The organism is Siminovitchia terrae (genome assembly GCF_003605405.2).
Lineage (GTDB): Bacteria > Bacillota > Bacilli > Bacillales > Bacillaceae_C > Siminovitchia > Siminovitchia terrae.
This window is the reverse complement of sequence record NZ_QYTW02000016.1, coordinates 88,772-112,307: the sequence shown is the minus strand read 5'-3', so window position 1 is coordinate 112,307 and position 23,536 is coordinate 88,772. Positions and strand designations below refer to the sequence as shown.

At 40.5% G+C, this 23,536-nt stretch carries 24 protein-coding genes; 3 read left to right on the top strand and 21 right to left on the bottom strand.

All coding sequences use genetic code 11. The features are described 5' to 3' along the window. Positions 1 to 851: 851 nt before the first annotated feature. From D5F11_RS15680 to D5F11_RS15610, 16 genes are all read right to left on the bottom strand, one after another. Positions 852 to 2,144, bottom strand: a complete 1,293-nt coding sequence (locus D5F11_RS15680) for a globin-coupled sensor protein (protein WP_245998228.1) — start codon at positions 2,142 to 2,144, stop codon at positions 852 to 854. A gap of 214 nt (positions 2,145 to 2,358) precedes the next feature. Next, the gene (locus D5F11_RS27810) at positions 2,359 to 2,481 is read right to left on the bottom strand and encodes a hypothetical protein (RefSeq protein WP_281277093.1); all 123 of its coding nucleotides are present in this window, start codon (positions 2,479 to 2,481) and stop codon (positions 2,359 to 2,361) included. Between the two features lie 956 nt (positions 2,482 to 3,437). Beyond that, positions 3,438 to 4,547: a CDP-glycerol glycerophosphotransferase family protein gene (locus D5F11_RS15675; RefSeq protein ID WP_120116982.1), complete on the bottom strand. Its 1,110-nt coding sequence runs from the start codon at positions 4,545 to 4,547 to the stop codon at positions 3,438 to 3,440. Between the two features lie 291 nt (positions 4,548 to 4,838). Continuing rightward, positions 4,839 to 6,662 (bottom strand): glycosyltransferase, encoded by a 1,824-nt coding sequence (locus D5F11_RS15670; protein ID WP_120116983.1) that lies wholly within the window; start codon positions 6,660 to 6,662, stop codon positions 4,839 to 4,841. Between the two features lie 69 nt (positions 6,663 to 6,731). Next, positions 6,732 to 7,589, bottom strand: coding sequence for a flagellin Hag (gene hag, locus D5F11_RS15665; protein WP_120116984.1), 858 nt, complete (start codon positions 7,587 to 7,589; stop codon positions 6,732 to 6,734). Positions 7,590 to 7,730: 141 nt separating this feature from the next. Further along, positions 7,731 to 7,958, bottom strand: a complete 228-nt coding sequence (csrA, locus tag D5F11_RS15660) for a carbon storage regulator CsrA (protein ID WP_120116985.1) — start codon at positions 7,956 to 7,958, stop codon at positions 7,731 to 7,733. A 4-nt stretch (positions 7,959 to 7,962) separates the two neighbouring features. After that, complete coding sequence (fliW, locus tag D5F11_RS15655; RefSeq protein ID WP_120117065.1) at positions 7,963 to 8,397, bottom strand: flagellar assembly protein FliW; 435 nt, start codon at positions 8,395 to 8,397, stop codon at positions 7,963 to 7,965. 19 nt (positions 8,398 to 8,416) lie between these two features. Next, positions 8,417 to 8,983, bottom strand: a complete 567-nt coding sequence (locus D5F11_RS15650; protein ID WP_120116986.1) for a DUF6470 family protein — start codon at positions 8,981 to 8,983, stop codon at positions 8,417 to 8,419. Between the two features lie 51 nt (positions 8,984 to 9,034). Further along, the gene (gene flgL, locus D5F11_RS15645; protein ID WP_120116987.1) at positions 9,035 to 9,907 is read right to left on the bottom strand and encodes a flagellar hook-associated protein FlgL; all 873 of its coding nucleotides are present in this window, start codon (positions 9,905 to 9,907) and stop codon (positions 9,035 to 9,037) included. Between the two features lie 11 nt (positions 9,908 to 9,918). Continuing rightward, entirely contained in the window at positions 9,919 to 11,346 is a 1,428-nt protein-coding gene (flgK, locus tag D5F11_RS15640; protein ID WP_120116988.1) for a flagellar hook-associated protein FlgK, read from the bottom strand. Positions 11,347 to 11,385: 39 nt separating this feature from the next. After that, complete coding sequence (locus D5F11_RS15635) at positions 11,386 to 11,874, bottom strand: flagellar protein FlgN (protein WP_120116989.1); 489 nt, start codon at positions 11,872 to 11,874, stop codon at positions 11,386 to 11,388. A 19-nt stretch (positions 11,875 to 11,893) separates the two neighbouring features. Continuing rightward, positions 11,894 to 12,160 (bottom strand): flagellar biosynthesis anti-sigma factor FlgM, encoded by a 267-nt coding sequence (gene flgM, locus D5F11_RS15630; protein ID WP_120116990.1) that lies wholly within the window; start codon positions 12,158 to 12,160, stop codon positions 11,894 to 11,896. Positions 12,161 to 12,244: 84 nt separating this feature from the next. After that, a complete protein-coding gene (locus D5F11_RS15625; protein ID WP_120116991.1) occupies positions 12,245 to 12,946 on the bottom strand; it encodes a ComFC family protein in 702 nt (233 codons plus the stop codon). Next, the gene (locus D5F11_RS15620) at positions 12,939 to 14,351 is read right to left on the bottom strand and encodes an ATP-dependent helicase ComFA (RefSeq protein WP_342776039.1); all 1,413 of its coding nucleotides are present in this window, start codon (positions 14,349 to 14,351) and stop codon (positions 12,939 to 12,941) included. Before D5F11_RS15620 ends, D5F11_RS15625 begins: the two co-directional genes overlap by 8 nt. A gap of 399 nt (positions 14,352 to 14,750) precedes the next feature. After that, the gene (locus D5F11_RS15615) at positions 14,751 to 15,431 is read right to left on the bottom strand and encodes a response regulator (protein ID WP_120116992.1); all 681 of its coding nucleotides are present in this window, start codon (positions 15,429 to 15,431) and stop codon (positions 14,751 to 14,753) included. Positions 15,432 to 15,456: 25 nt separating this feature from the next. Further along, entirely contained in the window at positions 15,457 to 16,617 is a 1,161-nt protein-coding gene (locus D5F11_RS15610) for a sensor histidine kinase (RefSeq protein WP_120116993.1), read from the bottom strand. 154 nt (positions 16,618 to 16,771) lie between these two features. Here D5F11_RS15610 and D5F11_RS15605 point away from each other — a divergent pair, with 154 nt between their 5' ends. Next, complete coding sequence (locus tag D5F11_RS15605; protein ID WP_120116994.1) at positions 16,772 to 17,407, top strand: YigZ family protein; 636 nt, start codon at positions 16,772 to 16,774, stop codon at positions 17,405 to 17,407. A gap of 68 nt (positions 17,408 to 17,475) precedes the next feature. On the opposite strand, the gene D5F11_RS15600 is transcribed toward D5F11_RS15605, so the two are convergent. Continuing rightward, positions 17,476 to 18,378 (bottom strand): ROK family protein, encoded by a 903-nt coding sequence (locus D5F11_RS15600; protein WP_280519758.1) that lies wholly within the window; start codon positions 18,376 to 18,378, stop codon positions 17,476 to 17,478. A 321-nt stretch (positions 18,379 to 18,699) separates the two neighbouring features. Here D5F11_RS15600 and D5F11_RS15595 point away from each other — a divergent pair, with 321 nt between their 5' ends. Then, positions 18,700 to 19,884 (top strand): M14 family metallopeptidase, encoded by a 1,185-nt coding sequence (locus tag D5F11_RS15595; RefSeq protein ID WP_120116996.1) that lies wholly within the window; start codon positions 18,700 to 18,702, stop codon positions 19,882 to 19,884. Here the strand turns inward: D5F11_RS15595 and D5F11_RS15590 are convergent. Together D5F11_RS15590 and tagU are read right to left on the bottom strand one after the other, a co-directional pair. Next, on the bottom strand, positions 19,855 to 20,262 hold the full coding sequence (locus tag D5F11_RS15590) for a VanZ family protein (protein ID WP_120116997.1): 408 nt from the start codon (positions 20,260 to 20,262) through the stop codon (positions 19,855 to 19,857). The two genes, D5F11_RS15595 and D5F11_RS15590, sit on opposite strands and share 30 nt — an antisense overlap. A gap of 69 nt (positions 20,263 to 20,331) precedes the next feature. Further along, positions 20,332 to 21,258, bottom strand: a complete 927-nt coding sequence (tagU, locus tag D5F11_RS15585; RefSeq protein WP_120116998.1) for a polyisoprenyl-teichoic acid--peptidoglycan teichoic acid transferase TagU — start codon at positions 21,256 to 21,258, stop codon at positions 20,332 to 20,334. Between the two features lie 163 nt (positions 21,259 to 21,421). Between tagU and D5F11_RS15580 the strand changes: the two genes are divergently transcribed. Continuing rightward, entirely contained in the window at positions 21,422 to 21,880 is a 459-nt protein-coding gene (locus D5F11_RS15580; RefSeq protein WP_120116999.1) for a low molecular weight protein-tyrosine-phosphatase, read from the top strand. Positions 21,881 to 22,465: 585 nt separating this feature from the next. Here D5F11_RS15580 and D5F11_RS15575 read toward each other — a convergent pair. Continuing rightward, positions 22,466 to 22,771: a hypothetical protein gene (locus D5F11_RS15575; RefSeq protein ID WP_120117000.1), complete on the bottom strand. Its 306-nt coding sequence runs from the start codon at positions 22,769 to 22,771 to the stop codon at positions 22,466 to 22,468. 402 nt (positions 22,772 to 23,173) lie between these two features. Beyond that, on the bottom strand, positions 23,174 to 23,536 hold the full coding sequence (locus D5F11_RS15570; RefSeq protein ID WP_120117001.1) for a DUF2512 family protein: 363 nt from the start codon (positions 23,534 to 23,536) through the stop codon (positions 23,174 to 23,176).

Sequence of the window (23,536 nt, the reverse complement as noted above, 5' to 3'; positions counted from 1 at the left end):
TGAAAATCTGTGGCATCCGCCGGAGGCTTTAACTTTATTCAGCCGGGGTTTGAACTCCCACTGAATGGGAATACCAATATGCATTCATCTCACCACTTACAGACGTGGGAGACTTCTGCTGAATGAAGTTAAACACACTAAAAGGCCAGTGACCCAATGGGCCTAACACAGGCGATCGGTATGGCTATGAATCGTTATTTTACAGAGATGTTCAAACTTTTGCCATAAACAGTTAAATATTGAAGACAATCCCTGAAAATAGGAGAAAGAGTGAGATAGAAGGAGAAAATGAGCCGTGACGTTCGCTTTCATTATCATTGTTTTCGTTTTCATTAAAGTATTCTGACTTTGTTTATTATAAGTGAAAAGTTGATAATAAAATTACAATGATGATGAAAGAGGGTAGGTTAAATGAAGACTTTCATTAATAGCCTAGTCAACAAGTACGAAGGTTTCGTACGCGTCAGAACAGCTCGAGTCTTAAACAAACGTAACTAAGGATTTAGCGATTAAGCACCTAGATACTACACATAGATATTCATGGAGTCAAGCCCTCTTAGGCTTGGCTTTTTTATATGGAATTAACTGTTCTCACCAGAAGCATTCTCAAATATGCTTTCTCCTTTTAAAGAATAATGTGTCTGAGCTATTACCGATGGCATGAACAAAACAATCAGTCAATAAAGTAATGTGAATGAGCAGGCTCTCCTTATTATAGCGGCTGGCATGGACATAATCGGGCTTTCAGAAGCACGAGTAATGAGCAATTAGCATGTGGTCTTCCATATTTTTCGGTATAAAAAAAGAAGGATTTATTGTCCTTCTTTTTAATCATCCTGCTAACAGTTTATCTAAGCCTTGATTGCCGCCTCGTTCAAATGCTCTGCAGATGACGCAACGCTTGAAATGGACTGTTCAATTTCATTCACCACATGAATCAACTTATTCATTTGTTCCTGAACTTTCGACACAGTTGCTCCATTCTGTTGAATGGACTGAACAATCAACTGAAAAGACTCCCGGGTATGTGTTGAGCTTGAAATACTGGACTGGACAGCATCCTTCACCTGCTGCAATGACTCCTCGACCCGTTGCTTGTATGTATTAGAAGTAGAAATTAGGTTATGGATTTGATCTATGGAGCTTTTGGTTTGTTCTGAGAGTTTTCGGACCTCCTCCGCCAAAACCGCAAATCCCCTGCCGTGTACACCGACCCGCGCAGCCTCAATCGCGGAATTCAAAGCCAATATGTTCGTCTGCTCCGCAATGTCCTGAACAAGATGGATGACGTTGGAAATCTGATTGGATGATTCACCTAATTGATGTATATTTTCTATCATTTTCTGAGAAAGTGTCTCCATAAAGTTGTTCTTTTGGAGTAGTTCATCCAATTTTTGCTGGCCTTCATTTGCATGTTTATTTGCCACTATCGCCTGTTCGTTGCTTTCCGAAGTAGTCAGACTCACTTCATGTATATTTGAGCTTAACTCTTCAACAGAGACTTCTGTCTGCTCGGACAAAACCAGCAGCTCCTCACTTACTGCAGTCATTTTACTTTTTAGAAAAGCCTTTCCTTCTTCGAACTGAGATTCCAACCTCTTCATGTCATATGCTTCAAGCACAATTTGCTGTTCAAGGCTGAAGAGTTTGTTAACTGCAGCCAATATGGGGGCGTAACTTTTTCGATCTTTAATGTTATCCAGAATGAGGGAAATCACGGACTTCTGTACATTCTGAAACGCCCCCATATACCAAGTGGACTCGAGTCCAATTCGAAAATGAGCTTCAGCAATCCGAAATCGTTTTTCCAAAAACACCTGGTCAATCTCTCCATTAAACAGCTCAATAATATAGATCTTCAATGTTTGTTTGAGCCGCTCAACAGTGCTGTGCTGCTCTATGATCTTTTTCAAGTGATCAACCCGCAAAATGGATGTATAAAAATCTTCAACCAGATGGTTAATATTTTCTTCCACCAACGGCTGGATATCCTTTACAAGTTTTAGGTCCTCTACAGTACATCCCATCATATCCATTTTTTTCTGTAAAGAAGCTTCTTTCACAAATAACCCCGTACTCATTCCTTGCGGGCCAGTCGTCCTACTCCCCTTTTTAGCCCTGGCAATTCCTAATAAACTTAACACTGTCCCTGCCTCCTTCTTTAGTCTCCTCTCTCATGGTGCAATATTATCCAGAAAATTTTCTATTGTTATAAAAAACATTATATATGACATAGTTCATTTTTACTATAAAAATATGTAAACATTCTGTATGTTTAGCATGAAAAATTTGATTTTATTCTAGTCTACTTATACACTCTTGGCTAAAAGCATCAAATGCGCCTTGGCGTATTTGCGCCTAGATTTTATCGAGCTCCGCTTGATAAATTTCCTCTAAAAATCTGTGGCATCCGCCGGAGGCTTTAACTTTATTCAGCCTGGGTTTGAGCCCCCACTGAATGGAATACCAATAGGCATTCATCTCACCACTCACAGAAGTGGGAGATTTCCGCTGAATAAAGTTAAAAAAATCTTGGGAAAAAGAGTAAATGTAAGATAGATGGAGAAAAACATCGATGACATTCGCTTTCATTGTTATTGTTTTCGTTTTCATTTAAGTATTCTGAATTTGTTTATTATAAGTGAAAAATTGATAATGAAATTACAATGATGATGAAAGAAGGTAGGTTAAATGAAGACTTTCATTAATAGCCTAGTCAACAAATACGAGGGTTTCGTACGAGTCAAAACAGAACGCGTCTTAAACAAACGTAGCTAAGGATTAAGCACCTAGATACTGCATATAGATATTCATGGAGTCAGGCCTTTTTAGGCTTGGCTTTTTTAACTGTATGCGAGGAATGGTAGAGCCAAAGAAGAGGATTGGAATATGTCCGTCCAATCCTCTTTCTGATTTTGAGATTAACTTAACAATTGTCTCCTTGTACACAATCATTGCTTGTGCAGCATTTTGGAGCTAATTTATATTGTTCTACTGTAAATATTATATTAGAATGGCACTTACGCATTTTTGGGGAATAATACCAAATTAGAACATACTATTTTAGAATAGTTACTATTGATAGAGGAATCGATTTCATAGTAACTGAAATCCAGCCCTCCCCATCATTCGTCTGATGTCTACCGTAGTATGTATTACCATCCGATTTAGATAGATCATCTCCACGATCAGAATCCACCTATCTCACTTTTTAAGGACTATACCCATAAAATGAAAAGGTGCCCCCTCCCCAAAAGTGCGTAAGAACCACTGGAATTAGTAGTTTTCCATAAATAGCATTCAATAAGTATGAACCTATCTTTTTCTTTTACCGAACCACTTTATAATAAATATTGAGAAAGAGTGTATTTTTATAGGTCACGAACCCGAGAACCTTCCAGCAAACAATATTGTATCTTTAGTCATTTTAAAAATGTTTACAACTTCAGCATTCTTTTCAAGTCTTCCCTATATTGATTTCTTTTGGGATTTTCAAAAGTTTGAATAATAGCGTCAGCAGCTCTTTTACTAGATAACCCATCTTTAAAAGCAAATAAATCACCTAATAAACTCTCAATATCAGGATTTTTTGAGGGACTTTCATTAAGTATATTTTGTACATTTTCATGAATATTGCATTCTTTTTCCCATGAAGGAACAACTTTCCTAAGCAGTTTAGCCTCGTTATTTAAATCCCTATATCGATTTGATTTATTTGTATTTAAGATAACTATCTTTTTTTCAGCTAAAAGTGCATCATAAATTAATCCGCTTGTGTCAGAAATCACAAGGTCTGAAACCTTAAATAGCTCTAATGTATTTGTTTTATCGTCCCTAACAATATTAAAATTAGATAGGATTTTGTCTTTTCTAATGGATTCTGAAGATAAATGAGCAGTACCATGATGTAGTTTAACAATTATATTATATTCCTTATTAATTTGAATCAATTGCTCCTTCCATTCATCAATTGATGAATGTACTCCATATGTAGGTGCATATAATATAGTTTTTTTGGAAGGGTCAATTTTTAATTCATCTTTTATTGATTTTACATCAAACTCATTGTTAAACCACTTATCAAATTTTGGATTTCCCACTATAACTCCAGAATTGAAGATATTGGTTCTTTCATAGTCATATTTACCATAATTTAAAATTGTGTCGTAAAATGTATTCCAATAGCTAAAATTAAAAGATTCTTTTTCTAAACCGTAGCCGGCTCCATAAACCATCCTTATATTATAAACGCTTATTGTTGAAAGCTGATCAAAATAATATGGACTAACAAGACATACATACCTAATTTTATTCATTACCAGTAATGAACACGGATATGCTTCTATATCTTCCCTATTAATGCCCTCAATAAATTCTACATTAGAATCATACATATTTTTCCATTCAGGGTCATATAATAAATAATCGTTTATGATTAAGTCACATTCGTATCCTTTTTCTAAAAGTTTATTTATTGTATTTTCATATAAATAGTAATGAAATGGGGAATTGATAAAGAAACCTATTTTGTTAATAATTTGCTCCAAGTGACACACATCCACCCAATAATATATTTTCTTCAACACTCAATATTCACTTTAATAATAAATTGTAGCCCTTTAAATTAAAGAGTGTTTAATCAAATGCGCCTTGGCGTATTTGCGCCCAGATTTTATCGAGCTCCGCTCGATAAATTTCCTCTAAAAATCTGTGGCATCCGCCGGAGGCTTTAACTTTATTCAGCCAGGGTTTGAACCCATGCTGAATGGAATATCAATATGCATTCACCTCACCAGTTACTGAAGTGGGAGACTTCTGCTGAATGAAGTTAAAAGGATTTACTCTACCAGATGTTTTGAAATATAAACATCTGAGAGAAGCGAAACAAAAAATTGCTGCCACTCTTTATTGATTTGCATAAGAGTCAGAGTAAATTCCTCCGCCAAATCATATTGATTTTGCTCCGAAAAGGTCTTAATAATAAACTTTAAAGTGTACGCATCAAATATGTCTTCTAGTTTTAATTCATTTTCCACTGCAAGAATTTCTAAGGCGACTTGAAAGGCTAAATCATACTCTCCAATATCTAAATATAAACCTGATAGTAATCCAAGAAGTTTAGGCTGATATTTTTCCGGGACTATTTGACTGTCTGCTAGCTTAATAGCTTCATATATGTTACCTGAAGCCTTTAATAAATATATTTCAAGGAAAATTTCGAAGTCCTCTTCCTTTAATAATGAATTAACATATGGCTGTAATATTTTTTTATCATTATTTTCTATATACATGTTCAATAATTTTTTACTCATGTCGATACATCCCGAGCAAAAATGTGCCAAAGCTAACTTTTCATAGTCCAAATGTTGTTGTATCTCTAAAGTTTCATCATTAAAGTCATAAAGTGAGCATGACAAGTTGTATAGACCTAAATAATTATACATACCAAGTAATTCATTCTTTATTAAAAAACTTTGTTTATAATTTTTATAGGATCGAATGGTATTTTTAATAACATTCTCGTTATTTTCAACTTGATAGCTATCCCTTTTAATCATATTATTGATTGGTTCTAGTAAATCTGGCCAATTATAGAGCTCCACTGACTTTTTTGCCATTTTGGTTTCTACGGTATATTTTTCATTATTCATAGAAATAAATTCATCTATGTACTCAACAAATTCATTATAAGTAGTTGCTGCTCTTGTTCCAGGCAACTCTAATATATCGGGCATTATCGTTGTGACAACAGGTGTTGATGAGGCTAAATATTCATAAATTTTTAGCGGGGTAACAGCAGCTGTCAAATTATTTACTTTAAATGGTATTATGCATACCTTAGAAACAGCTAAATAATGTGGAAGTTCTTCATATTTTTTGCTTCCTAAAAAATAGATATTCGATCGTTTCGGTAAATCACACCTAAGATTGCCAACAAACACAAAAGAATACTCGGGCCTTAACTCTGCTATAAATTGAATCAAATCGAGATCCACCCACTTTGCAATGGCTCCCATGAAAAATACGATAGGTTTGTTAATTGACTTTAAATCTATAGGGACTTGCGGAAGAAGCTCTTGTTGAGTAAAATCCACATTCCAAACCCCATTGGGCAAATAATAAATATTATTATTATAATAAGACATTTTTACATAAAGCCTTTTAGCGGAGGTTATAACTAAGTCGGCTATACTCGCGATTTTTCGTTCACAATTAATGATCTCTTCCGAATACCCCATATCAGGATCCTTCGTAAATTCTTCCCAATCATCTAAACAGTCATATATTAACTTTGAATTTTTAGAGAGAGCTTGAAGATGTGTTATCCACTGAGGGAAAGCCGCAATAAATATAAGGTTTTTTTCATTATAAATTCTATTAATTTTATTTATTAACAAAGTCAAAGAACTGTCATTAATATTTTCTGAGTGTATGCTGCTTTTAATTACAAAAACATCATCCGCGTTTCTCGAAAAAAAGGAATCTATAAAAGAATCCCTATCCCTGATATTTCCTAGATGGACAGGATCAATTTTATTATAATCAGTGATACAAATATAAAGTACTTCATAACCTTTTCGGGCGAAATATGTAGCAAAGTGTTGAGGCCTATGCTTTAGATATTCATAAGGGATACCAGATAGCATTACAATGGTTCTCATAGCATATTTTCCTTTCAAAATGACCTAAAGAGTAATCCTATATACGGATTACTCTTTAGGTTTAAAAAATTAACGAAGTAATTGAAGAACTCCTTGCGGCTGTTGGTTTGCTTGAGCCAGCATTGCTTGAGCAGCTTGAGAAAGAATGTTGTTCTTAGTGAACTCCATCATTTCTTTTGCCATGTCAACATCACGGATACGTGATTCAGCAGCCGTTAAGTTTTCAGAAGATGTACCAAGGTTGTTAATTGTATGTTCTAAGCGGTTTTGCATAGCACCGAGATTTGAACGTTCAGTAGCAACCGTTTTGATAGCTTCATTTAGCGTTTCAATAGCAGTATTCGCCGCATCCTGAGTGCTAACGTCGATACCAGTACCAGTTTTGCTATCTCCTGTACCTACTCCAAGTGTTTGAGAATCCAGTTTTGAGATGTTCAACGTAACGTTTTGGTCTTTATTTGCTCCAATGTGGAATGTTAATGCTGCACCGCCAGAAGCAGAAGCAAAAGTCCCATCAAGAAGAGTTTTTCCGTTGAATTCAGTCGTCTCAGAGATACGAGTAATTTCACGTGCAAGCTGATTAATTTCATCTTGGATTGCTGCGCGGTCTGTATCGCTGTCGTTTGTATCATTTGATGCTTGAACAGCTAATTCACGCATACGTTGAAGGATTGCATGTGTTTCATTTAATGCACCTTCAGCAGTTTGGATTAAAGAGATTCCATCTTGAGCGTTTTTCGCAGCCATGTCCAAACCTTTGATTTGAGCACGCATTTTTTCGGAAATCGCTAGGCCCGCAGCATCATCTCCTGCACGGTTGATACGAAGACCTGAAGATAATTTCTCCATGTTTTTTGTTGCAGCGTTTGTTCCGGCATTTAGTTGACGGTGTGTGTTAAGAGCCGCAATGTTGTGGTTGATTCTCATTTAATTTTCCTCCTTGAATATGCCGCTCACATCCTTGTGAACGGTATCGCTACATATTGTTGACAAAATATCCGGTCGGCCGCCCGGCACCTTGCCTTCAATAGTTATATCGGCAGAAGAAAAAATTGTTTAATAGGGTATTCACTCTTTTTTTGCGTTTTCCAGTAGATTAGAAAGATCAGATATTCCGTTCAATGCAGCTCTATTTTCATTTTGTATTTCCACCCATACTTCTCTCCGGTAAACTTCAACGTTTTTAGGAGCATTGATCCCGATTTTGACTTGATCTCCTTGGATTGCCGTAATGGAGATCTCGATATCAGGCCCAATTTGGATGGCTTCACCCTTTTTTCTTGATAGTATGAGCATCTCGTCACCCCTTTGCTTTCTTCCCAAACAATGGGTGTTTTGTTTTGTGATTTCCTTCATTCAAAATGACCTGTTTAGCCATATTGTTTTTCGAGTTAATGACAATTGGAGCCTGCAAGTTAGCGGTGGTTCTCTCGAATGGATCCTGTACAGTTAAGATAGTAAATACAGCAGCATCTTCCGCTTTTTCTAATTCCAACTGACCCACCACCGACTCGCTCAAGTGAAAATCGTATTCTGGAAAAAATGAAAAAGGATCTACTACAACAAAACCTATTTCGGGTGTGCTGATTGACTGCAAAACGGTCAATATACTTTCATCCAACGGCAGCAATAGAAACTCCCTTTGATCCGGAAATCCCGGGATACCACTGTCAAATTTCAAGATGTCTCCCGAACTGATTTCCTGCATGCCATGATATTTCGTCTCAATCTCCATATTCATCTTCCCGCTCCTTTCATGCTTCTATATTGATAAAGTCGATTTTCAATGAAGGCTCACGTTCCACGAAAATATCCACTTTCCCTGATTCATAATCGATGACAGGCTTCTGCGGCTGCACTTGGATTATCGGTTCATGACGTGTCCACTGAATCGCTAAAATAGCAGGTTCATAATTAAACTTCACGCTGAAAGGCGAAGGGATAAATCCAATATTGAACGAAGCTTCTGGTCTTTCTGAGTTCCGCTTAGCAATAACCGGCATCGGATTTCCGCCATTTTCAATTCGCATAAGCTCATCTCCCTCTTCCGCTCTGCGGGCGGTTCCCTTCATTGCCTTAGAGCGCCCTTCCTGGGCAAATTCTTCCATGACCTTTGGCAAGGACTTTAAATTCATGTCTTCCCACGCCTTCGTCTGGTCAATCGTTAACTTCGACGTTGTTCTCTCAATCTGCATTTCAGCCGGAGGCTGCTGAATCTCTACAACTACTTTAGGCTGTTCAATCCTCTGCTGTGCCGGAAGTGTTCTAATACCTATTTGTCCCTTTACGGATTCCGTCTGGATTTGCGGCATCAATCTCATGCTTCTTCAACTCCTCTTAAGAAACAAAAAAGCTATCCCGCAGAATAGCTTTTATCTCAGAAAATCTACCAGTGTCGGCTGGATGATCCGGGAACTGACGCTCAATGATGCACGAAGCAGACTCTCTTCCATGATTAATTCCGTGATCACTTGTTCATATTCCACATCTTCATTATCAGACATCATTTTTTTGGAAATTTCCTCCTGTTGGTCCACCCGCTGTTCCATTGCATCAATCCGGTTAGACTTTGCACCAAGTGAGGAACGTTCCTTCAACAATTCATCAACCCGTTTGTCCAGAATAGATAAATGGCTGTTGATATCTCCCTCAGACTCAATATCGTTGATCAAATTTTGAATAGATGTAAAAAACTCTTCTGAAAAAATAGTATCTGGCTTTACGTTTACAGGGATAAAAATGCCCTTACCAAGTTCAATTTTCACATCATCCGTACTTACAGGATAGATCGGAGGGTTGGCCGACAGGTCAACTGGCCGTTCATTTGTCTTTGTTCCATTAAAAATATATTTCCCGCCAACCTCCGTATTCGCAATATTCTCCAACTGCTGCATAATTTCATTGATCTCTTTGGTTATAGCATCTAACTGTCCTTCATCATATGTCCCGTTAGCCGCCTGTATCGTCAAGTCCCGTATGCGGTGCATCGCCTTTGTCGCTTGGTCTAAAGCAGCATCAGAATTATCAATCCAGTTATGAGCTTCTGCAAAATTCCTTTTGAATTGCTCCGTTTGGAGGACATTGTTCCGATAAGCGATTCCCTTCATAGCCGCAACAGGGTCATCAGATGGACGTGTAATCTTTTTCCCCGTATTCATCTGTTCCTGTAGCTGTCCAAGCCTTCCATACGTATTGCTCAAATGTCTAAGTGAATTATTCGCAATCATTGACTGCGTGACGCGCATGTCCCATCCCCCTATCTTCCGATAATGCCCATTCCATTAATGATTTTATCGAGCATTTCATCAACTACTGTAATGTTTCTTGCAGCCGCATTATAAGCATGCTGGAATTTGATCATATTCATTATTTCTTCATCCAATGAAACAGTACTCACAGACAGACGTTTATCATCAACGGATGCCAGTAGTGTTGCCGCATTGGCCTTTTGACGATTGGCATATTGTGCTTCCACCCCAAGTTTCCCGATGATTTTTTGATAATCTGTCATTACGTCTTTAAACGAATCAGCCATCGCTAGAGCTTGCTCGCTTTCACCAACAGCACCAGATTTTGAAGCAGCCAAATCATCCGTATGCGTTAGCTCCATTTTTATTCCCTTAGCACCAGCACCTTCTGTAAAAAAGACGCCTCCATCACTTCCATCTTTTGTTTTACCTTCTTTATGAACTTCGTTGATGCTCTTTGCAAATTGGTTCGCCAGATCGTCCAGTTGATTCATGATTTTTAAATAAGAATCATGCTCATCGCTGCCATAGCCATAGTTTTCAATCAAGCTCTTCAATTTGCCTTGAGGTAAAAGATCAATCGGCACTTCGTTTCCATCAAATGAAAGACCAGTGACAATTTCTGGATCCCCACCCATGGTAATATCCAGTTCTTTATAACCTGATCGGTTCACTACCTCAACGTCTCCAACCATGATTTTATAAATACCTTCCATTGCCCCTGTGGAATTTGTATAGCTGTCTTCTTTGATGACCTGGATATCCATATATTTGGAAAGCTCGTCTACGAGCAAGTCACGTTCATCATACAAATTATTTGGAATAAAGCCGAGCGGTTCCATTTCCGCAATTCTTTTATTCAAAGCATCAATATTTTTCAAAATGGAGTTAATCGCTTCTTGGTCAGTTTCAATCTGAAGTCCCAGATCTTCTCTGTATGTCTGGATGCTCTGATATATGTAGTTGAATGTGTCCGCCACCGCATGTCCACGTTGCAAAACGACTTCTCGGGCACCGTCATTTTCAGGATGAACACTTAAATCTTGAAGAGACTGCCAAAATTCGCCAAGCACCTTGGAAATGCCGACGCTGTCTTTTCCTGTTTCGTTTAAAATATCCTCGAGTCTGGATAAGGCCTCAGAGCTTGTTCCATAGTAGCCCAGCTTGGCACTCTCCTTCCGAAATTGTCCGTCTAAAAAAAATTCACGGACCCGATGTACCTCTCCCGCTGTAACTCCTGTCCCGATCTGCCCAGGAATTTGCGGCCTGTTCATCGAAGCTGGCGGATACGCCTCGGTTGCCCTCATATTGATCCGCTGGCGCGTGTATCCCGGTGTATTCGCATTCGCTACGTTATTCCCGGTCGTATAGAGTCCGGACTGCTGAGTATTCAACGCCCGCTTTGCCGTTTCAAGACCATGAAAAGTAGATGTCATGTTTGTTCCTCCGTTAATCCTGAATCATTTTATATAGAATCAAGCCTTTGAATCGAAAAAAGACTTTCCAGGTTTGGCTTGTTGTTTTTTTACATCTGGCCTGCCGTAGGCTGCCGCTTCTTTTCCAGGCTGCAATACATCAAGATTGATGTTGACGAATTGCAGCGTTTGGTAAATAATCTGTTGGTTCAGATCATTTTGCTCCTGTAGTTTGGCAATTACCGAAACCAATTGTTCCTGGAGTGCCCTCAATGTTTCTGCCGCTTCAGGAGCTGCAGCTGTTATACAGTCCGCAATCGTGATTTGGCTCTCCGCGTTTTTCTTTAAAAATGACTGAGCAGTTGTTTGTCGCTCATTTTCCATCATAGTAATAGCCGCTATCAATTTCTGCTCTTCACGCATAACCTCCTGAAGGCTGTCCACATCCCCCTTTTTCAGTACCTCCGTTTTCTTGAGCGCGTTTCTTAACAAGCTCTCATGCAGTTGATACTGCTTGGTTAGATTAGCAATCAAAGTCTCTGCAGACATGGAGCAGCCTCCTTCCGATTTATTGGTTGAAGTAGTATTTTGCTATGCTGTACGCAACCTTTTTAGGGTCGACCTTATATTCACCTTGCTGGATTTGATTTTTTAATTGCTCGATACGGGCTTTCCGTTCTGCATCATATCGGGATGATTGCTGCAGTTCTTTGGCCTGTTTGGAAATTTCTATTTGATCCGCCTCAATACGCTCCGTGCGGGGTTTCTGTTCCATATGATTGATCTGCTTTGAATACGGATTCGTTTCTGGTCTGTTGAAAGAATTGATTTTCATCAAATAACCTCCTTGCTTTCAACGTTTCGTACCTATTATATCGGTTTATCTGAATAAATGTTTAGTTCATCTTCACCTAAAAATTCAACCTCTCGCCAGTGTCAATGAAGCTACACTTTTAGCCCCGGCTTCCTTTAAAGCATATGCTGCATGATGAAGTGTCGAACCTGTTGTATATATGTCATCTATCAATAAAATGTTTTTTTCGAAAACAGGTTTATTCACTTTAAAAACTTGCTTGAAATAAATTCTGTCTTCGCGGGATTTTTTTGATTGTTTTTCACCGTGGATTCTATGAAGAGCATCAAATGTTTCAAGTCCAGCTTCTCTTGCCAAAGCTGCTGCCTGATTGAACCCCCGTTCCAGAAGACGCTCCCTGCTCAGCGGAATTGGCACAAGCAAATCGGATGATGTTTCTGAAAAAGCTTTTCGGATTTCTTGTGAAAATACCTTCGCCAACACGTAATCGCCACGATATTTATAGCGTGCCAGCAGTTCTTTTAAAAAGTCATTATATTGATATATGGAAACATTGCGTTCAAGGATACCCGCCCATTTTGAATCTTCCTCCCAACGAAAACAGTCATGGCAAATGTCGGCATGTATGTATTCGCTCACCAACCCGGCAAGCGGCCGCGAACATTTCCGGCAAATAGCTTCTTTTATTACCGCCAATTGCCCTCTACAGGTCTTGCACAGGCGTTCCTCTGGCGATCCAAACAAGAGCTTTATCCACGACATCTCCTCCTGAATGACAGTATCGCAGTACAAACAATGATTATTCATCGAACTGCCCTGCCTCCCTTGCTTCCTTGTTCATCCCGTCAATATGAAGTAAAGCCTGAATCATCGCTTTTGTTCGTCCGTAATGAAAAAAGGTCACATCACCTGCTGGGTAAACTGAGCTTCTGCCGACCCTGCCAGCGATTTGAACAAGGGCGGCCTCTGTAAAAATATCATCTTCCGCACCAAGCACTGCCACGTCTATGTTTGGAAATGTGACGCCCCTTTCTAAAATGGTTGTTGTAAGAAGAATCGGCGTCTTACCCGCTCTCATTCTTTCTACTTTCTCTCTTCTTAACGAGTCTTCCGCATGGACTGCTTCAATCGCTGGGTGCAGCTTTTTAAAAATAGGAAGTGATCTTTTCATGAATTCGATATGCGGCAGAAAGATAAGTGCCTGTTTTCCTTGCTTTACCCGCTTTTCCGCCCAATGCAAAACATTGTAAGGAAGCCGGCTCTTTTCTATACGCTTTTGCCAATTTCCGCACCAAACAAACTTTGGAAGAGGGAGCGGCTTCCGATGGAAGCGGACAGGAATCTTTATAAACTCTCGCTTTCCGAACCGGCACTCATTCTGCCATTTCTTACTGGGTGTTGCAGTCAAATAGATTCGTGCCGCTTTTGGTTTTGCCGCTTTTTTTACTGCCCATTGAAGGCTTTCATCAAAAGTATATGGAAAAGCATCGACTTCATCGACAATGATCGTGTCAAATGCATGTTGAAAACGAAGGAGTTGATGGGTAGTGGAAATTGTTAAGGGAGAAGGTTGATGGCGATCATCACTGCCTCCGTAAAGCGCCGTAACTAGAATTGAGGGAAATACTTTTTTTATTCGGGGCACAAGCTCCAACACAACATCCGTCCGTGGAGTCGCAATACAGATCCGCTGGCCAAGTTTCAATGCCTCACTAATTCCTGAAAATAATACCTCAGTCTTTCCGGCGCCGCAAACAGCCCAAACGAGAAGTTCTTTCTTGTCCCGGACAGCGGCAACTACCGCTTCTGAAGCCACTTCCTGTCCCGCGGACAACTGGCCTTCCCACTGCAAGCAGCTGTCAGTATTCCATTTCAAAGGAGGGCCGATCCACCGATAAAAACTCGTGCATTCAGACACTCTTCCCATCATGAGGCATTTTCTGCAATAGACACAGTTCCGCCCGCATGAAACACATGGAAATCTTTTATAAAACCGACTGATCCGATTATCGCAGCGATGGCACAGCCATCCTCCGCTACCACGACTCAATCCAGGTGTTTCTTCAATCCATTCATTTTTGATATGTAAGTCAATTTCTTCTTTGGAAAACGGGATTTCATTCAAGAGGAGCATTCTTCCGAGTAAAAACTGCTGGAGTTCTGGAGAGAAATTTCGTTGAGGACTAGATGCCTGAGGAAATGTTGTTTTCAATTGATCACCTCTAGAAAATAGTGATTAAAAACCATTCGCACAAATCAAATGCGCCTTGGCGTATTTGCGCCCAGATTTTATCGAGCTTCGCTCGATAAATTTCCTCCGAAAATCTGTGGCATCCGCTGGAGGCTTTAACTTTATTCAGCTGGGGTTTGAAGCCCCACTGAATGGAATACTATATGCATTCATCCCACCACTTACAGAAGTGGGAGATTTCTGCTGGATGAAGTTAAACGCTGTTTTCGCATGATAAATTCAAATCTCGCACGATTTTTCAGGATATTGCACCATCAGGTCTATTCGGGCCACGTCGAAACACTTGCAGTCATCCGCGCTAAGTCCCAAATGACAGACCGCACAAGGCCGAAATGCCTCACAGCATTCCGGCCTTCAACATTATCGCACTTCGACCCATCCATTCTTTATAGCAGTGATCACTGCCTGAGTACGATCGTTGACATTCATTTTTTGTAAAATGTTACTCACATGGTTTTTGACTGTTTTTTCACTAATATAAAGGGCTTCGCCGATAGCGCGGTTGCTTTTTCCATCAGCAAGAAGCTGTAGGACTTCACATTCACGGCTTGTCAACAAATGAAGCGGCACTCTCACTTCCGGCTGTTGGTAGCCCGTTCCTTTATTTTGCTGGTTAGCTAGGCGTCTGTATTCTCTCACCAGTTTATGAGTGACCTTCGGATGAATATATGAACCCCCTTCAGCCACAACTTTGATTGCACCTATCAGCTCGTCTGAATCCATTTCTTTTAACATGTAGCCCGCTGCACCGGTTTTCATGGCATGTGTGACATATGCTTCTTCGTCATGTATGGAGAGAATAATCGCTTTTGAATCTGGGTACGTCTCCAGTAGCTGCCTTGTTGCCTCTATTCCGTTTGTATTCTTCATATTGATATCAAGCAAGACTACATCCGGGGAATACTCCTCAACAATCCCAACTGCATCACAGCCGTCTGCGCCCTCTGCCACGACAGAGAATGTCTTTTCGAATTCCAGGATTCTCTTTACACCTTCGCGAAACAATTCGTGATCATCAATAATGGCTATTTTTGTTTGCATTCGTTATTCCCCCTTAATTGTTTTTTTAAATACTGCTCAGACTAGGTAGAGCGACGGGTATCTTTATTGAAATAACCGTTCCTGCTCCCTGCTTGGAATGAATGGAGAGTAGGCCGTCCAATATTTCGACGCGCTCCCTCATTCCCATCATGCCGTAGCTTCCGCTCTTCTTCACGTTTACATCAAAACCGATACCGTCATCTTTCACAATAACATAAACATGCTCAGACTGTATTTCCACCTTTACCTGGATAGTTCTTGACTGAGCATGCTTCAACGCATTATGTACAGCTTCTTGGATGAGACGAAAAAGAGCCACTTCATATTTTTGGGGGAGCCTCGTGTCCTTCCCAAAGTAAACAAACTCGATGTTCGTCGTTTTATGATACTCTTCGACTGTTGCCAAATATTTTGTCAAGGTCGGAATCAAACCGAGATCATCAAGAGCCATAGGCCGCAAATCATAAATGATACGCCTAACCTCATACAGAGTGGTTCGAATCATTTCCTTCAGGCTGCGAATCTCTTCAAGGGATCGCTCCGGCCCTTCTTCTTTATGCATCTTTTCCGCCAAGTCGGAACGGATCAGAACGCTCGCAAGTAATTGTGCTGGCCCATCATGGATCTCTCGGGACAGTCGCTTTCTTTCCTCTTCCTGTGCCTCGATAATGCGCAAACCGAAGTCCTGCTTCATTTTTGCATCTTCAAGGGCCTCGCCCATTTCTTTAATATCACTGACCAAATAATTGGACACAATTGAAATTTGCGACACAAGCGTTTCCGCACGTTCAATCGTTTGCTGCAGAATAAGCAGGCGTCTCTCCAGATCATCTCTTCGTTCTCTAAGCTGTTTTTCCAGTTGGCGGCATATCATTAATTTCGATTGGAGATCGTGGGCTTGTTCGTATGCGGTTCGTACCTGCTCTTCGCTGTATTCTTTAAAATGCAGACTTATGGTAGACAGGCGCTGCCTGGAAATCCTGGATTGCACTTCCAGTAGATCACCTTCATCAATGACTTTATTGACTTCAGCCTTGATTTTTTCCAGTTCTTTTAATATATTGTCATGGTCATGGCGGCATTGTTCGCCAATCTGGAAAATCTCGTGCTTGCTTCGATCCACAGTATTGATCATCTGTTCCACAATATTATCCAGTGCTTTTATATTCACTTTCTTAAGTGCCATTTTCCTCGAGGGAGCCCCCTTCCGGATCGGTATACTGGAAATAGGCGTTAAGACATACCTACCATTCTACTAAAGTATTATATCATGTATAATTTTATTAAAACACACTATTTTAGTTGGGAAAATAATAGAGCATTTTGAAAGGAGTAGAGTCGTGCTTCCACAATATTTGACTGTAAAAGCAGATGGGACCCATGAAATCAACATTCAAAAATCAAGATTCATTGCACATATAAAAAGGGCCGAAACTGAGGAAGAAGCGCAGGCTTTTATACAAGAAATCAAAAAGGAACACTGGAATGCCACCCACAATTGTTCGGCCTACATGATTGGTGAAAACGACCAGATTCAAAAAGCGAATGATGACGGCGAGCCTAGCGGGACTGCTGGAGTTCCTATGCTTGAAGTGCTGAAGAAAAGAAAGTTGAAAGATACAGTTGTTGTCGTAACAAGGTATTTCGGGGGCATTAAGTTAGGGGCCGGAGGGCTCATCCGGGCCTACGGCAGAGCAGTTTCTGAAGGGATTGATGCCGTTGGTACCGTAGAACGGACTCTCATGACTGTCATGCATGTGAAAGCCGATTACACATGGCTCGGAAAACTTGAAAATGAAATCCGTTCATCTGATTATCAACTGAAAGACATCCATTATTCAGAGCTTGTTGAGATTGAGGTTTATGTAAAAAAAGACAAAATGAACGAGTTTCAAGAGTGGATAACAGAGCTGACAAATGGGCAGTCAGACATGTCAGAGGGAGAGCAGTTATATATGGAAACAGACGTAAAATAACCGCCTTTTTTGTAAAGATAGGAGTATCGACTCCTATCTTCTCTATTAGGGAAAATTTCTTTTTCCAATCAGTTAGTCAGATTTCCAACATTAATTTCTTTCGCCAACATCAGGGCACCCAATATCCCTGAATCGTCGCCAAGTCCTGGTGCTACAATATAGATTTCCGACGGCGGCAATGTGAGAAAGCCCTTGGATAAACGCTTCACTTCACTATGGATGCTTGGAAATAAATGCGATTGCTTCATCACTCCGCCGCCCATAATGATTTTCTCGGGAGAAAGAATCAAAATATATTGCAGGAGAGCTTGAGCCAAATAATGGATTTCCAATTCCCAAGCTGGATGATCTTCCAGCAAGTCTTCCCCCTTTATGCCCCAACGTTTTTTGATTGAGGGTCCTGAAGCCAAGCCTTCTAGACAATCCTTGTGATAGGGGCAAAACCCTTCAAATTTGTCTTTGGGGTGGCGACGTAAAAAAATATGCCCCATTTCTGGATGGGAAAGACCGTGAAGACGCTTACCGCCAATAACAGCTCCGGCGCCAATTCCTGTTCCTACGGTAATATACAGACAGTTAAACCCTTTTCCTGCACCAAACAGAAACTCACCCCAAACAGCCGCATTGACATCCGTATCGAATGCGACTGGCACATTTAAAGCCTTTTTCATCGTTTCAACAAACGGGAAGTTTCCCCACCCTGGCTTCGGCGTTGATGTGATGTATCCATATGTATCGCTTTTTTCATTCAAATCCAGCGGACCGAAGGATCCTATTCCAAGAGCCCTGACTTTATAGTTTTTAAAAAATTCAATTACCATCGGGATCGTCTTTTCAGGAATCTCAGTCGGAATCTGTATGCGTTCCAGCATTTGTCCATCTTCGTTCCCAACAGCGCAGACAAACTTTGTCCCTCCGGCTTCAATCGCTCCAAGCATGAAAATTTCACTTCTTTCCTGGCAGTCATTCATCTTTCATTCTATCATCATATTTCCTTGATAAATACATAAATCTAGATATAAGAAAAGCAAAAGGAGCGCTGCCTTAGACGACAAGCACAAGACGTATTGCAAGAAGGCAGCTTTTCAACCACCACCATGAGAAAATGATTTAATCCTTGCAGAGCTTGGCGCTAGCTGCCTCAAAACACCGTCTCCTGTGGCTTCGATAGGCGCAGGACACGACATCAATGTCGCTTTACCTGCACTAGTACTTCCTTTTACATCGGTGGCATCAGCATATTTTGTGTGTCTAGCTGGACAGGATAAAGTCTATATGGAGGGACGTCTTCTATGGAAATCCAAGTACGGTCAGGTGATACACTTTGGCATTACAGCCAGTTATTTCATATTCCGTTCGTTTTAATCCTCGATTCCAACGCGAACCTTGCCAATCCAAACGCCCTTCAAGTCGGGCAGGTCATTCAAATTCCCGGATTCCTAAAGGGCGTCTATACGATTAAAGCTGGCGACACCTTTTGGAAAATTGCCCAAAGCCGAAATATGAACGTTGATGCCCTTCTGATTTTAAATCAGAATATCAATTCGAATCAATTGACCATCGGGCAGCAAATCAATATTCCGGAAAGAGTCGTGTCAAGAATAATCAACGGTAATGAACCGTATGATTTTCAAAAGATGAACCGCGATATGAACAAGCTACTCTCGATTTATCCATTTATAAAAAGGCGGGAAGCTGGAAAAAGCGTGCTCGAAAATCCTCTGCATGAGCTCCAGATCGGAACATCGGGAAGAAAAGTACAGATCAATGCCTCCTTTCATGCAAATGAATGGATCACCACACCGATTTTCATGCGCTTTCTAAATGATTACATGCTTGCCCTCACCAATAGCTTGATGATTAAAGGCATATCAGCATTAACGATCTATACAGGGAGCAGGCTGTTTGGCATACCGATGGTGAATCCGGACGGCGTCAATCTCGTCCTGAACGGCCCCCCTCCCGAAAGAGAAACCGAGCTTATCCGGCTGAATAGGGGCAGCCGTGACTTCTCAGGCTGGAAAGCGAATATTCGCGGAGTGGATTTAAATAAGCAATTCCCGGCCAATTGGGAGTTCGAAAAAGAAAGGAAGCCCAAAGAGCCGGGGCCCCGTGACTTTCCAGGCTACTCACCGCTTTCTGAACCGGAAACTAAAACGATGGCGGAGCTGGCCAGAATGGAAAACTATGACCGGCTGCTTGCCCTTCATACGCAAGGGCAGGAAATCTATTGGGGGTATGAAGGACTGGAGCCGCCAGAATCCCAGGTACTTGCAAGGGATTCTGCCATCCTTAGTGGGTACGAAGCCATCCGCTATGTCGATAGTTATGCCGGCTATAAGGACTGGTTCATCCAGGATTTCAGAAACCCAGGTTTCACCATTGAATTGGGCAAAGGTCAAAATCCACTGCCGCTCTCTCAATTTGAAGAAATCTACGCCCATATGCTAGGACTGTTTGTAAGATCGTTGATTTAACATTTTGATCAAACCAAGAGCAATTAGTGCACCCAATGAATCCAATCCTACATCCCAGATGGAAGCAGTTCTGTCCGGAACGAATGATTGATGCAACTCATCCGTTGCCGCATACAAGGTTGTAATCATCCATGCCAATAGAAACTTTCTTTTCTCAAAGCTGTTGAAAAGGAGGACTGCCAGAAGTCCAAATGCTCCCAAGTGTACGAGCTTGCGGAAGACAACATTTATAAGAGCTGCTTCCTCTGAAGAGAGCCCCAGCAGCTTCTTTATTAAAAATTGTGTGTTTCCGCCTGTCGAAGAAGGTGAATGCGTGGCGATAAAAATGGCCACAGCCCACGCAATGGCTGCAACCAGCCAGATTTGACGCTTTTTCATGATTGAATACCTCTTTTTGACAAATAGTAAAGGCGGGACACCTTATATGCATTCCCGCCTTTTTTATGTTTATATATTTAAATGCTCTTTCAACACACCCTGGACCCTTTCCCTTTCCTCTTGGGGAACAAGGTAATACCAAATACCGTCTATCTTGGACCCCTGACCTTCAATCTGGTACTGATCAATTTTATGGCGCGCCTCTTTATAATTCTTTTGAATATCCTTCATTTCGCTGAAAGAGAGGTTTGTTTCAACATTTTTTCCTAATGCATCAAGAACATCATCATACTTCCAGATTGCCGAGATGTTAGCCCCTTTGTTGATTACCCCTTGGATAACTTGGCGTTGGCGCATCTGGCGTCCGAAATCTCCCCGAGGATCATCATAACGCATCCGGGCGTATGCCAAAGCTTCGTCACCGTTGAGAGAGATCTGCCCTTTAGAAAATTGTTTTTTACCGACAGAAAAATCGATATCGTTGTTTACATCGACACCGCCGACAGCATCTACAATTTCTTTAAACCCCTCCATATTCATCTTAATATAGTAATCAATCGGAATATCAAGGAATTTTTCAACCGTATTCATTGACATTTCAACGCCGCCAAAAGCATACGCATGGTTAATTTTGTCATCCACGCCTTTGCCCACTATTTCAACTCTCGTATCCCTAGGAATGCTGAGCATATCTATCGATTCCGTCTTCGGGTTGACCGTCATTACGATAATGGAATCGGAACGGCCTCGGTCGCCTGGGCGTTCATCCACCCCTAGCATCAGCACTGAAAAAGGCTCTTTTTTATTAAGTGACAAGTTTGCCTCTCTGGCCACTTCTGGAGTACGATCAAGCGGATTGTGCATATTTTTGGCAGTTTTATTAATATTATGATAGATTGAGAAACCAAATCCAACTACAGCAATGACCAACAGCAACATAACAATCAGCACGATTTTTAAAGCTTTTGATTTCTTTTTCGGTTTATGTCTCGACATGAATTTTCCCCTTCTAATTTTGGTTTTTATCGGTCCTTTATTCCACTCTTAATTATAAATGACAATTCCCACAAATCAATAATACTTCAAGCAGGTTGATTCACTTTGTCATCTCTATATGCTACTATAGCATGTACATTAGAAGCAATAGGGAGACGTACGTATGGTTAAAGTATTATTTGTCTGCTTGGGGAATATTTGCCGCTCACCAATGGCTGAAGCCATTATGAGGGATTTGGTTGAAAAGGAAGGTTTGAGCAGAAACATTTCAGTCGATTCCGCAGGAACAGGCTCATGGCATATTGGTGAGCCACCGCATAAAGGCACTTTGAAAAAGTTGGCAGAATACGATGTCAGCACCAAAGGGCTTGTCGCTAGGCAATTTTCCCCAAAAGACTTCGATGAATATGATTACATAGTGGGGATGGACGAATCGAACATCCGAAATATTTCCAGGATAACAGGGCAATCGAATGATCCTAAAATCATCCGCCTCCTTGATTTGACGGATGTAAAAAAGGATGTCCCTGACCCGTATTACACTGGGGACTTTCAGGAAACTTATGATTTGGTTAGTGAAGGATGCCGAGTTCTTTTGGAAAAAATTAAAGAAGAAATTTAGTATGGGAGAATTTCCGGTTCACCTTCGAAATCGATTGTATTGTGTGAACTTCCGTTTTTATCATGTGAACTGCTTTTCAAGTATTTGAGGAGAGGAGAGAGCGGATATGAGATCCGCTTTCTTTCTTTGAAATCTTGACATTTATTGTTCACCCAGTACCGTCTGATGATCTGCTTTCATCTTGCTGTTAGCATTCAGCAAACATTTCATCCATATAATCAGTGGAAATATTGTAAACGAAACCGTGATCCTTATTTCCTTAACCTTCCAGCAGGGTTCTTTTTAATGAAAAATTGTATTTCTCTGCTTTTGAAAATAGAGTCAGCGAAATTGTTGGGAGTAGGAAAAAGACCTCGGATACCCGAGGCCTTGTCTAGGATGTTTTGATAATGAGGCTTTTGTGTGAGGAATTATGTGAAAAGTTGAACTATTGGGGTATGCTGCTATGAATTCATTTTGAATAAAGTATTCAGCTTCATATCATGAATACCTACTTTCCCACCCAAGTAGCTTATATCAGCCTTCATCGTTTTCATTTCATCTGAAACAACATTGAAAATAGATTGATGTTCATCAAGTCTGTCTTCAACTTGTATCAAATGCGCCTTGGCGTATTTGCCTTACTGAAGTGGGAGATTTCTGCTGAATGAAGTTAAAATGACTTCGCATTTCATTCGAAAGGTTATCAATTTTTTCGCCATTGCTGCGAAGTTCTGTTTTTACTTCCTGAAGTTCGGCATACATCGATTGCTGATTTGACTTCACTTCTTGAAGCTCCGTATGCATCGATTTCTGGTCTGATTTCACTTCTTGAAGTTCCACCCGCATCTCTTGAAACCCATTATCCAAATCGCCAAGCTTAGTTAAAATTTCCTTTAATATTGCTTCCAATTCTTTTTCACCTCCTTATTGCGAACAATTATAGCATATTTGTCATAGTTATCTACTTTCTTTCAAAGAAAACAAAAGACTATTACATTTCCTTTCCTGACTTTGAAAACTTACAAACAAAATTGGGCTAGGGTAGATATTGAGTTCTTATGCAGGAAGATACATAGATTGAAACCGAAGGAGTCTTTGAACCAGTCGTCCATCCCAAAATGATTGTAAGTAAAAATTGGGAGCTGAATACCACCCCACTATTAGTTCACAAAAAGATGTTGGTGAAAGCTAGTTGAACAGTCTTCGCTCAGCTCCCTGTCGGCAAAGTTATTCCTTTTACCTGCAGTAGGATCCTCTTCAAAACATTAAAAGGCGGGTTTAGACCTCTTTCGAAGTACACCCGCCTTTTTTTCATCCTAGTGTCATTTCCTTTCTTGCGCGCCCGGATCGAATGAGCCATATATGAACGAAAAATTCCACTAGCGTGAGGAATAAAGCAGTAACGACAGCTCCTACAAATGTTACCTGAGCTGTAAAAAAGAAGTAACTTAAAATATAAATGATTATTGTAGATCCTACAAAGTCCATGATTGTGCTAAGCCAAAAAGTACTCTCTGACAACAATGCCCATTCAAGCAAATGACCTGCGACGGCCAATGTAACTCCGATGACAATCGGCTGGTAGGCACCGGAGAAATTCACATTCGTCAGCAGACTTCCTGAAAGAGCAATTATGATGGGACAGATAATCAGTTTCATTATGAAATTCAACAT

Excerpts from the sequence above, each read along its gene's own strand:
- D5F11_RS27810 (WP_281277093.1), bottom strand. The coding sequence starts at position 2,481 with ATGAATGCCTATTGGTATTCCATTCAGTGGGGGCTCAAACCCAGGCTG.
- D5F11_RS15670 (WP_120116983.1), bottom strand. The coding sequence starts at position 6,662 with ATGAGAACCATTGTAATGCTATCTGGTATCCCTTATGAATATCTAAAG.
- hag (WP_120116984.1), bottom strand. The coding sequence starts at position 7,589 with ATGAGAATCAACCACAACATTGCGGCTCTTAACACACACCGTCAACTA.
- csrA (WP_120116985.1), bottom strand. The coding sequence starts at position 7,958 with ATGCTCATACTATCAAGAAAAAAGGGTGAAGCCATCCAAATTGGGCCT.
- fliW (WP_120117065.1), bottom strand. The coding sequence starts at position 8,397 with ATGGAGATTGAGACGAAATATCATGGCATGCAGGAAATCAGTTCGGGA.
- D5F11_RS15650 (WP_120116986.1), bottom strand. The coding sequence starts at position 8,983 with ATGAGATTGATGCCGCAAATCCAGACGGAATCCGTAAAGGGACAAATA.
- flgL (WP_120116987.1), bottom strand. The coding sequence starts at position 9,907 with ATGCGCGTCACGCAGTCAATGATTGCGAATAATTCACTTAGACATTTG.
- flgK (WP_120116988.1), bottom strand. The coding sequence starts at position 11,346 with ATGACATCTACTTTTCATGGTCTTGAAACGGCAAAGCGGGCGTTGAAT.
- D5F11_RS15635 (WP_120116989.1), bottom strand. The coding sequence starts at position 11,874 with ATGTCTGCAGAGACTTTGATTGCTAATCTAACCAAGCAGTATCAACTG.
- flgM (WP_120116990.1), bottom strand. The coding sequence starts at position 12,160 with ATGAAAATCAATTCTTTCAACAGACCAGAAACGAATCCGTATTCAAAG.
- D5F11_RS15625 (WP_120116991.1), bottom strand. The coding sequence starts at position 12,946 with ATGAATAATCATTGTTTGTACTGCGATACTGTCATTCAGGAGGAGATG.
- D5F11_RS15615 (WP_120116992.1), bottom strand. The coding sequence starts at position 15,431 with ATGCAAACAAAAATAGCCATTATTGATGATCACGAATTGTTTCGCGAA.
- D5F11_RS15610 (WP_120116993.1), bottom strand. The coding sequence starts at position 16,617 with ATGGCACTTAAGAAAGTGAATATAAAAGCACTGGATAATATTGTGGAA.
- D5F11_RS15600 (WP_280519758.1), bottom strand. The coding sequence starts at position 18,378 with ATGAATGACTGCCAGGAAAGAAGTGAAATTTTCATGCTTGGAGCGATT.
- D5F11_RS15595 (WP_120116996.1), top strand. The coding sequence starts at position 18,700 with ATGGAAATCCAAGTACGGTCAGGTGATACACTTTGGCATTACAGCCAG.
- D5F11_RS15590 (WP_120116997.1), bottom strand. The coding sequence starts at position 20,262 with ATGAAAAAGCGTCAAATCTGGCTGGTTGCAGCCATTGCGTGGGCTGTG.
- tagU (WP_120116998.1), bottom strand. The coding sequence starts at position 21,258 with ATGTCGAGACATAAACCGAAAAAGAAATCAAAAGCTTTAAAAATCGTG.
- D5F11_RS15580 (WP_120116999.1), top strand. The coding sequence starts at position 21,422 with ATGGTTAAAGTATTATTTGTCTGCTTGGGGAATATTTGCCGCTCACCA.
- D5F11_RS15570 (WP_120117001.1), bottom strand. The coding sequence starts at position 23,536 with ATGTTGAATTTCATAATGAAACTGATTATCTGTCCCATCATAATTGCT.